Raw genomic sequence first — 9,181 nt, 5'->3', positions numbered from 1 at the left:
GCAATGTGGGGTAGTGACCACATAGAGGAAAAAAGTGCCATCTACTCAATCAAAATTACTATTGATAGCCTTCACACCACTTTTGTCCACTTGCTACAGGGGTTCTAAGCCCAAACCGGCGGAAATTTCAGAGCAATGATTTTCGTTGTCACTTTGAGCATCCTTCGCGTGACATAGTCCATGAGACGGGCAATGTGACTGACTTTTGGTCAATCCAGCGATTCATATATTATTGAGCCTAAGTATCATTGCCACTAGGAAAAATACCACAATAATGGCTCAATAATTTTTGAATCGCTGGAATTCTGGTGCTACTTTTAGGTGTCACACGAACGACCGTCTATGTGACTCCGACTTTTGACCATCGGTAGGCAGAAAATTTGCTGGTTTCACCGAGAAATCGGCTTCATGCAGACTTTCCAGCCGAGTAAAGGGGATTCTGAAATTTCCGCCGGTTTGGGCTTAGAACCCCTCATTCTCACGCCGACCATGATGATTTCATCATCTTTTGACTTCCGGCCCTCGTTAACCACAAAACCATGATCTTTCTTACTACGTCCATTCGCGCCGCTTGTTAACAATTCATTTTTGTTAATTAACGAGCTTGAAACGTGTTTTATCTCACCCTCTGAAGCAAGCGAAGCCATGCCGCTCAACGATGCTTTTGTGGCCATTCTCAAACCCCTTTTATGAATTTAATGAGTGCTGCGTATTCGGCTGCGGCCACTGTATCCGTGTCACTGGTAAGCCCGCCAGTGACACCGGCCCGCCGATAGGAAGCGCGTTGCGTGAAGACTCCAGCAATGGGGTATCCGTACCCCGCCAGCGCTTCGTAGAGTGTGGCCGAGTCGGTAGATCGGCTATCAACGGTTGATCCAACAAAGCCGACGCTGACTTTCTTTTTCTTGGCAGGGGTTCCACGCCCAACGCCGCGAAATCTTTGGATCGTGCCTCCGTGCCTCAAAAACGGTCGTTTATGAGCACGAAAACTGAGAATTTGTGTGGCACCAGCAGCAACATGGCGTGCGAAGCTCTCAAAAACCATTATTGAAACGTCTCGCTGGCTTCGCTGAGTTTTGAGAATAGCCCTCGAACGGTGACAGAAAGATTTCGCGGCGTTGGGCTTAGAACCCCACGTTCCGTGATCGTCAACCCGTCTTTGCCATTTTGCTGGGCTTCAGCATCCGTAATTTTCTTCATGCCATGTTCCATGGATGTTTAATTGATATTTATAGAATATTTAATAAACATCTTTATATAGCGGCAAACACTGCTTGTCTGATGAAGGCGGCACGAGTTATGCGGCGTTCCCGCGCAGCTTCATCCAACCTATCCAAGTCGTCTGATGAAAATTTCACGGTGATCTGTACCTGCGTCTCTGTACTCACCGGGCGACCACGTTTGGCCGGTTTACTTTGCCCATCCACGAGTGGGGTCGGTGGCGCAGCAGCGCTATCTGGAGCAGCAGCTACGAATGCTTCTAATGCGGCCTCTATCTTCTTTTCTTTTGTTGGTAGCTTACGAATAGTCATTTAATATTTGTCAAATGTTCATTAATTGAAAATTGCATTGACTAGAGCATTCAATTCAGCTCTGGCTTTAGCATCGACTGGTTCGTACTCCAACACGCTCTTACCCTCCCCTGCCGCATTTGCAAAGGCCTTGCGTCGCCGTATTGGCGTGTCCAGTAGCTCGATGCCCGGAAAATCTGCAAGCGCCTCAGCGGCATCCTTGTTGTCCTGCCCCTGAATGTCTGCAAGGTTGAGCACCGCGCACACCTTTAGCTCTTTACCGAAGCCTCGGATGTCTGCAACTAATTCCGCGATGTCGCGCAGCGCCCAAACATCAATAGAGCGCGGTTGAAAAGGAATGACCAAGACATCAGACAGGCCCAACGCCGCACGCAATGCAGAGCTATCGCGCCCACCTACATCAATCACCACATCCTGATATTTTTTGGCTTGCAAACTAACCTGGACGCGCAGTGTTTGACCGTCAAAGTATTGGGCGGTTGCTATGGTTGGCTCTTGGCCAGATTCCGCGCGAATCGCCAATGCATTGCTTGCTGTAGCCTGTCGGTCGCCATCGATCAGCCAAACATCCTGTCCCGTTCGTGCGCGGGCAATAGCAATGTTGAGTGCCAATGTAGTTTTTCCGACCCCGCCTTTCGTGTTCCCAATGGTGACGATCATGGACGCCCCTTATGAGTAATGTCCGCTTCCATATCAACCTCCAAAAACGTTTGAAAATTTATTTTAGATTGCTTTTGACAATTTATTGAATATTCAAAAAACATTTTTTTGATGTATGTATTCAATTCCAAAAAAGTAGCGGCATTGCTGTAACGTGTTAGATTTCCATCGCATCCGCGCCCACCGGAACGCTATGACGATAAAAATCCCGCACGCGGCGGGTTTGGCAATAAAAGTTGCGGCCTATTGATCGTAGGCAATCGGGCACATTGGGTTTCATCGTTCATAAATCCCATGACTGCGTTGGTCGTGCACAGGGTGTTGAACCAATTCCATCCGAACGAGTCTTGATAGAAACTGACCGCATCAAGCGAGCACCATTCCAAAAGCAATACGAGGTCATCATGTAGCTTTCTCAAACCTTTGACTGCTGCGCTCCAGTGGGTGCCAGATACTCCAAGCCAATGGGGCTTCCAAATAGCCTCGAAGTGACAAATGCGGCTTCTAAGGTCCTAGAGCCGCTTCAGCCCAAGCACAACAGCACTCCTAGATAGTGGTTACCTACGCAAAGCTGCCCATAGGTAGCTTGCTGCTGGATTCCTGCATGAAGTCGATGTATGCGGCTCGCAGTGCCAGAGCGTCCGCCAGCGCGTGATGGCGTTTGAGTCCGCGCTTGCCCAGCTCACGAAAACAAGCCTCTGCGCCCAGCTCGCCCGTGATGGTGCCGGTGATGGGATTGACGTTGACAGGAAAGACGACTTCGCGCACCTGGTCCCAAAGCCCAGAGTCCCGAATCACGTATTCCATTAACTCGTAGTCCATGCCGTAGTCGAAAGCTATCTCAATTTTTGTCCCTGACTCGGCGGCAAGTCCAAGCAACCATTCCCCTGTGCGCCGTCCGATTTCCCATTCGGTGCCGGTCGATCCTGGTACGAGTCCCCACATGTCAAATATGCTGCCGTATCGCACGAAGTCGTTGGATGCTTTGACGCGGGCTTTCCCGATGTCGGTGGTGAGGTCCAGTTCGGCGTAGAACTCCCGGCCATCGAGGGTGACGAGTCCGAGACTCAGCAACTCCGGGCTCAAAAGGTCGGTGAATTCCACGTCAAGAAAAACGATCATAGGTGTAGCGCCCCGATATTGGGGTTCCGCGCCCTAACCGGCGGAATTTGTCCAATACGGTGACGGGAAACATTTGTTTGTCGGACTCCATCCGTAAAGGTAAGTTTTGGGTCTTATCACGGTCAAAAAGTTGTACGGAAAACGTCGTCGGATTGGTGATTCATGCGGGAACTTAGCCGAGCAGGTTTTCCGACACCCCCTTTTGAGAGGTGGACAAATTCCGTCGGTCTGCGCTTAGAACCCCATATTCTCAGCTAATTTGGTCCCAAAAAGCGGATGTAATCGGGTCGAGGCGTTTCTGTTATCGGGCCGCTACAGATAGCGTGATTGCGAGCGGCGGCGTAGAGGTTGGAAAGAGCGCTTTGGCCAATTTCACCGCTTTTGCATGGAACAGCACTCCGCACTCCCCTCCAATCTGAATCCGTAGCTGATATTTCTGTGTTGTCGGGACCCCGTCCCGGTCGTCAGCGCTGTACGCATAAACGCCGTATTTTGTCGGCATGACGTTGGTGATGAGCTCGCTCACGAGGTGCGAGTCAAATGTGCCGCACGTCAATGTTGCAATGTGCGACTCATCATCCAGGTGCACATCTATCGATTGATCCTGCAGGCGTGAAAACTGGTGCTTGATGTAGACCTTGAAGTTGCGCATTAGGTGGTTGAAAAAAGCTGTTCGTTGGCAAATGTACCCCCCCCCTTGCTATGACTCATGGGGCAGACTAGACCTTACGCTAGATGGGGGGGAATCTCTAGACCTTACGCCCCCAGAACGGGGTTCGGGGAGCAGCGGAACAGCCAATCCACTTAAGGCAGCCCACGGGCTTTGTGGGCAACTTGCGACACCCTACAATGCACCTTGGTGTTCGCACCTCCCGTGTCACCTCCCTGCGCGGGACGCATCTAATGCGTTTCAAGCCCGGCGTTGTTGCCGGGTTTTTTTTGGTGCCGAAACTCCCACGGCGCAACAGGTTCAGCATCACGCCATAGACCGCGCTTGTCAGCTCTGGCCTCATTTTCAGCCGCCTCGTACAGCCTGCGGTCGTTGGGTGACTGCTCTCGCTGATACTGCTTGTAGTGCCATGCCAGACCGCGCTTGACTTGCTCTAGGTTGCAATCCAGACCGGCCAGCATCACCTTGCCAAGCTTGCGACCGCCCCTGTTGTCAAACTTGACCCACTCGACCGCCACATACTGCCCTGCGACCATATCGACCAAGCTTTGCTTAGCGACATTGCCAAAAGCCTGCCGCTTTTCAGGGGCATCAATTCCAGTCAACCTGATCTGATGCTGGGTGTGTGTGGCGTCCAGCACGGTAATGGTGTCGCCATCGTTATACGGAGCGAGCCACTTGCCGAGTATCCCAAAACGTTGCTGCATGAGGCCCAAACGCTCATCAAGTGCAAAGTCGCTTGCTGGAAGATGCATTGGCTTCTCCGGCAAGAGCTAACCCCCGCCGCGCAAGCGCGTCGACCCCTCTACACGATGGGTAAAAGCCATGTTGACCATGGAGAAAGCCAGAGCCTTCGCAGCTTCCAAGCAAGTGAAATTCGATCTGCCCTATACCCATCGGCCACGCCTACAACCCGCCCGGTGATGGTTTCAGCATTGGCAGTGCAGGCCAGAGCCAACAGCAGCACCAACAGCATTGGCGTTTTCAAATGCATGTCTCTACAGCTACTCGCTTGTACAGCGTCGTCCTGGACACGCCATAGCGCTTGGCCAAGTCGCTGACCTGGCATTGAGGATCGGCCATCAATGCCTTTATTTCCCTGATTTGCTTCTCAGAAAGCTTTGCTGGCCTGCCGCCAACCCGGCCACGTGCACGAGCTGCGGTTAACCCTGCGTTGGTGCGCTCACGGATCAGGTTGCGCTCAAACTCTGCCAGCGCGGCGAACACATGAAATTGCAACTTCCCGGAAGCACTGCCGGTGTCGATCTTGAGGGTCGGCCGGGATTCGGACGGAATCCGGCGTTTTTCACTATAAGCTGTTGTTTTAATTAATAAAAGTGTTTTGAATTGCGCGATTGGAAAGAGCGCCTAGACCCAGCCTGACTGTTATAGCCCAGCCTGATCTACCCGATGGCGCTTGACGATATCGAGCACCGTGTTCTTGCTGATGCCCAGCCTCAATCCGACTTCCCGGTACGATTGCCCAGCAGCCACCAGTTCCAACGTTCGCTTTTGATGGCGATCGGCCTTGACGCGCTGGCCGGGCTGGCGCCCAAAGCGTACGCCGCGTGCTTGCGCTGCGGCAATCCCTGAGCGCACTCGCTCGCGCAGTAGATCCCGCTCGAATTCGGCTAGGACGGACATCAGCGACGCAATGAGTTTTCCCTGCGGTGTACCGAGATCGAATTGCTGGCCTGTCTGGGCAATCAGGGAAATGCCCCACGCCTGGAGTTCGCCCAGCGTGTGAAACAAATCAATCGTCGAGCGCCCCCAGCGAGTCAGTTCGGTCACCAGGATCACATCGACATCGCGCGCCTGTGCCAGCGCCATGACCTTCTTGCGCTGAGCGCGATCCTCCTTGGCACCTGAGGCCGTTTCCTTCCAGATGCCCACGACATCAAAGCCCGCCTTCACAGCAAACGCCAACAGATCGGCCTCTTGACGCTCACAGGTCTGGTCGGCCGTAGAAACCCGGCAGTAAATGGCAGCTCGCTGTCCCAATTGAATCCTTTGCGTAAAACCACCCGCAAACCCGCATGCTGTCGTGGCAAAATATGAGTCCAAATAAAGTATAGGTTAAATGTGATGATACAGATCGTTGATTCTTTTGCAAAGCATGCCTCGTGAGCAACATTCACGAAACTGCCTACCCTCGCTTCAAGTCCGAGATCACGCCGCGTGAACTCACCGACGTTTACACGCCATCCCCAGAAGAACAGGCGTTTGCCCGTCACCATGGGCGCACGTTGCAAGGTCGTCTGGCCGTCTTAGTGCTACTCAAGACGGCGCAGCGTCTGGGCTACTTCGTCAAACTGGCCGAGGTGCCGACCAGCATTGTTGTCCATATCGCCGCTTGCCTGGCGACGAAACCTCTGACGAAGATCGAAATGCGCGATTTCGATCTGGACAGCGAGCGTCAGCGCCTGCTCGAACAAGTGCGTCGGTTCCTCGGCATTCAGGCTGTCACTAGCGCTACCACCCGCGTCATCGAGTCGACGGCCCGGGAAGCGGCCCAGACCAAGCACGAACTGGCCGACATCATCAACGTAGTGATCGAGCAGTTGATCCGCCAGCGTTTCGAACTGCCAGGATTCAGCACCTTGTTTCGCACAGCGCGCCGCATTCGCGCACAAGTCAATGACGAGTCGTTCAACCTCCTGTCTGCCACGTTATCGCCAGCGTTGAAACATGAAATCGACGACTTGTTCACAATCAAGGCGGGAGAGGTCTCGGGCTGGCGCAAGCTCAAACGCGAACCAAAAAAACCGACAAACCCGCAAGTGCGCGCCTATCTGGAACACCTGGCATGGCTGAAGACCTGGGTGGCTCGCCTGCCGAATATCGACCACATCGCGGTACCGAAACTTCATCAGTATGTGCTGGAGGCACGTGCGTTGGACGCAGCGGACATCAAGGTTACCAAACCGGCTAAGCGCTACGCGCTGGCCGTGGTTCTGATCCATGCGCAGTTGCGCCAGGCGCTGGACGATGTCGTAGACATTTTGCTGCGTAAGTTGCGAAAACTGCACGCCACGGGCACCGAGCAATTGGATCGCTATTTCACCGAGCACCGTCAGCGGGCGGAAAAACTCATTGCCACGCTGCGCGATATGCTCAAAGCCTTCGAGCAAGGTGCCAATGATGCCGAACGCGGTGAACGAATCGCCCGCGCCATTGAAGGCGATTCGGCGCAGTTGCTGGCGCAATGCGACGAACACATGGCTTATGCTGCTGACAATTATTTTCCTTTCATGATGGCCTCCTACCAAGCGCAGCGCCCGCTGCTGCTCAACTGCCTGGGCCTGCTGGAATTGGCCTCAACCCACAGCGACCAGACGCTGGTGCAGGCAATTGCCTTTGTACTTCAGCACCGCAACAGCCATAAAGAGTATTTGCCTGTCGACCAAGCGCTGAGCCTGAATTGGCTTCCGGAAAAATGGCGGAAAATCGTCGTCCAGAAAAACCAGGATGATGAAGGCAGTTGCGTTCACCGCAAGTATTTCGAATTGTGCGTATTGTCAGAGGTGACGCGCGAACTGCAGTCCGGCGATTTGTATGTCCGCCGCAGCGAGCAATATGGCGACTACCGGGAACAGCTCATCGGCTGGGACACGTTCGAGTCCCAGGTGGCCGATTACGGCACCATGCTGATGTTGCCCACAGAACCGGGCGCTTTCGTCGCGCAGCTCAGGCAGCGTTTGGTGGACACGGCCGAGCGGGTAGATCACGCCTTTCCCGCCAATGAGCATGTCGCCTTTATTGGGGAAGAACTGGTTATACGCAGGAACTCGAAAGAAGCAACCTCTGCGGCTTTGCTGCGCATTGACCAAGAACTCTCTGCCCGGCTGGCACCGAAGAACATTTTGGATATTCTGGTCGAAGGAGAGCACTGGCTCAATTTGCACAAGCTGTTTGGCCCCTTGTCCGGCTTTGAGGGCAAGATCGACAATCCCAGGCTACGGTTTATCACCACGCTGTTTTGCTATGGGTGCAATTTAGGTCCCACGCAAACGGCCCGGTCGGTTAAGGATCTGAGCCGCAAGCAGGTCGCCTGGCTGAATTTGCACCACATGACCGAGGAGCGGCTGGATAAAGCCTTGGTGCAGGTCATCAACGCCTACAACAAGTTCCTGTTGCCCAAATACTGGGGAAGCGGCGAAACCGCCTCCGCCGACGGCACCCAGTGGAATCTGTACGAGCAGAATCTGCTGGCCGAAAGCCATATTCGCTACGGCGGCTATGGGGGCATCGGCTACTACCATGTCTCGGATATGTACATCGCTCTCTTCAGCCACTTCATTCCGTGCGGCGTGTACGAGGCGGTCTATATTCTCGATGGGATCCTCAAGAACGAGTCCGACGTGCAGCCCGATACGGTGCATGGCGACACCCATGCACAGAGCACACCTGCCTTCGGTCTGGCCTATCTGCTGGGAATTAAGCTAATGCCCAGGATTCGTCAACTCAAAAAACTGGTGTTCTTCCGGCCCGATAAGAAAACTCGGTATCGGCACATCGATGCACTGTTCAGCGAAAGCATTGACTGGTCGCTGATTTCAACCCACCTGCCGGACATGCTGCGCGTCGCCTTGTCGATCAAGGCGGGAAAAATCACGCCGTCGGCATTGCTGCGTCGCCTGGGAACGGCCAGCCGCAAGAACAAGCTCTACTTTGCCTTTCGCGAACTCGGGCGGGTTGTTCGAACCCTGTTCCTGCTGGACTACATCGGTGATGTGGAACTGCGCCGCACGATTCACGCTGCGACCTGCAAGAGCGAGGAGTTCAACCAGTTCACGAAGTGGCTGTTCTTTGGCGGCGAAGGCATCATTGCCGAGAACATACGCCACGAGCAGCGCAAGGTCATCAAGTACAACCAGTTGGTGGCCAACTTGGTCATTTTGCACAACGTGGAAGCCATGACCCGCGTACTCAAGGAGATTCAGGCCGATGGATTTGTCGTTGATGCGGCCATCCTGGGAGGCTTGGCTCCCTACCGGATCGACCACATCAATCGATTTGGCGATTACTCCGTGGACTTGGATCGGCAGGTTCAGCCTATGCAATTCGAGACAATTATTATTTGAAATCAATCGCTTGTGTCAAAAACTGCCGGATTCCGTCGGAATCCCGGCCGACCCTCATGTTCGCGCCATCATGGAGGCACACCCGGAGGTCAACAGCGCCAACGCGATCCGGG

Annotated in this window: 10 protein-coding genes; 1 reads left to right on the top strand and 9 read right to left on the bottom strand. The window is 53.8% G+C overall.

The window, feature by feature from the left end; genetic code table 11:
• Positions 1 to 389: 389 nt before the first annotated feature.
• The 9 genes from ACOYNV_RS23295 to ACOYNV_RS23255 form a co-directional block, all read right to left on the bottom strand.
• Positions 390 to 674, bottom strand: a complete 285-nt coding sequence (locus ACOYNV_RS23295) for a hypothetical protein (RefSeq protein ID WP_422902199.1) — start codon at positions 672 to 674, stop codon at positions 390 to 392.
• Between the two features lie 370 nt (positions 675 to 1,044).
• Entirely contained in the window at positions 1,045 to 1,200 is a 156-nt protein-coding gene (locus ACOYNV_RS23290; protein ID WP_422902198.1) for a hypothetical protein, read from the bottom strand.
• 53 nt (positions 1,201 to 1,253) lie between these two features.
• On the bottom strand, positions 1,254 to 1,532 hold the full coding sequence (locus tag ACOYNV_RS23285; RefSeq protein WP_422902197.1) for a CopG family transcriptional regulator: 279 nt from the start codon (positions 1,530 to 1,532) through the stop codon (positions 1,254 to 1,256).
• 21 nt (positions 1,533 to 1,553) lie between these two features.
• Entirely contained in the window at positions 1,554 to 2,192 is a 639-nt protein-coding gene (locus tag ACOYNV_RS23280; RefSeq protein WP_422902196.1) for an AAA family ATPase, read from the bottom strand.
• A gap of 561 nt (positions 2,193 to 2,753) precedes the next feature.
• Positions 2,754 to 3,314 (bottom strand): hypothetical protein, encoded by a 561-nt coding sequence (locus tag ACOYNV_RS23275; RefSeq protein WP_422902195.1) that lies wholly within the window; start codon positions 3,312 to 3,314, stop codon positions 2,754 to 2,756.
• A gap of 301 nt (positions 3,315 to 3,615) precedes the next feature.
• Complete coding sequence (locus ACOYNV_RS23270) at positions 3,616 to 3,966, bottom strand: hypothetical protein (RefSeq protein ID WP_422902194.1); 351 nt, start codon at positions 3,964 to 3,966, stop codon at positions 3,616 to 3,618.
• Between the two features lie 248 nt (positions 3,967 to 4,214).
• On the bottom strand, positions 4,215 to 4,739 hold the full coding sequence (locus ACOYNV_RS23265) for a thermonuclease family protein (protein ID WP_422902193.1): 525 nt from the start codon (positions 4,737 to 4,739) through the stop codon (positions 4,215 to 4,217).
• 229 nt (positions 4,740 to 4,968) lie between these two features.
• Positions 4,969 to 5,250, bottom strand: a complete 282-nt coding sequence (locus ACOYNV_RS23260; protein ID WP_422902200.1) for a helix-turn-helix domain-containing protein — start codon at positions 5,248 to 5,250, stop codon at positions 4,969 to 4,971.
• 120 nt (positions 5,251 to 5,370) lie between these two features.
• Complete coding sequence (locus ACOYNV_RS23255) at positions 5,371 to 5,985, bottom strand: recombinase family protein (RefSeq protein ID WP_422902192.1); 615 nt, start codon at positions 5,983 to 5,985, stop codon at positions 5,371 to 5,373.
• Positions 5,986 to 6,107: 122 nt separating this feature from the next.
• On the opposite strand from ACOYNV_RS23255, the gene ACOYNV_RS23250 reads away from it, so the two are divergent.
• Positions 6,108 to 9,068: a Tn3 family transposase gene (locus ACOYNV_RS23250; protein WP_422902191.1), complete on the top strand. Its 2,961-nt coding sequence runs from the start codon at positions 6,108 to 6,110 to the stop codon at positions 9,066 to 9,068.
• Positions 9,069 to 9,181: the final 113 nt, after the last annotated feature.

This window comes from Propionivibrio sp., from assembly GCF_049316945.1.
In the GTDB taxonomy this organism is placed as follows: Bacteria; Pseudomonadota; Gammaproteobacteria; order Burkholderiales; family Rhodocyclaceae; genus Propionivibrio.
The sequence above is the reverse complement of the archived record's forward strand: the minus strand, read 5'-3'. Positions and strand labels throughout refer to the sequence as shown.

Bases quoted from the DNA above. Each gene is read 5' to 3' on its own strand.
- ACOYNV_RS23275 (WP_422902195.1), bottom strand. From the start codon at position 3,314: ATGATCGTTTTTCTTGACGTGGAATTCACCGACCTTTTGAGCCCGGAG.
- ACOYNV_RS23285 (WP_422902197.1), bottom strand. From the start codon at position 1,532: ATGACTATTCGTAAGCTACCAACAAAAGAAAAGAAGATAGAGGCCGCA.
- ACOYNV_RS23295 (WP_422902199.1), bottom strand. From the start codon at position 674: ATGGCCACAAAAGCATCGTTGAGCGGCATGGCTTCGCTTGCTTCAGAG.
- ACOYNV_RS23290 (WP_422902198.1), bottom strand. From the start codon at position 1,200: ATGAAGAAAATTACGGATGCTGAAGCCCAGCAAAATGGCAAAGACGGG.
- ACOYNV_RS23270 (WP_422902194.1), bottom strand. From the start codon at position 3,966: ATGCGCAACTTCAAGGTCTACATCAAGCACCAGTTTTCACGCCTGCAG.
- ACOYNV_RS23280 (WP_422902196.1), bottom strand. From the start codon at position 2,192: ATGATCGTCACCATTGGGAACACGAAAGGCGGGGTCGGAAAAACTACA.
- ACOYNV_RS23265 (WP_422902193.1), bottom strand. From the start codon at position 4,739: ATGCATCTTCCAGCAAGCGACTTTGCACTTGATGAGCGTTTGGGCCTC.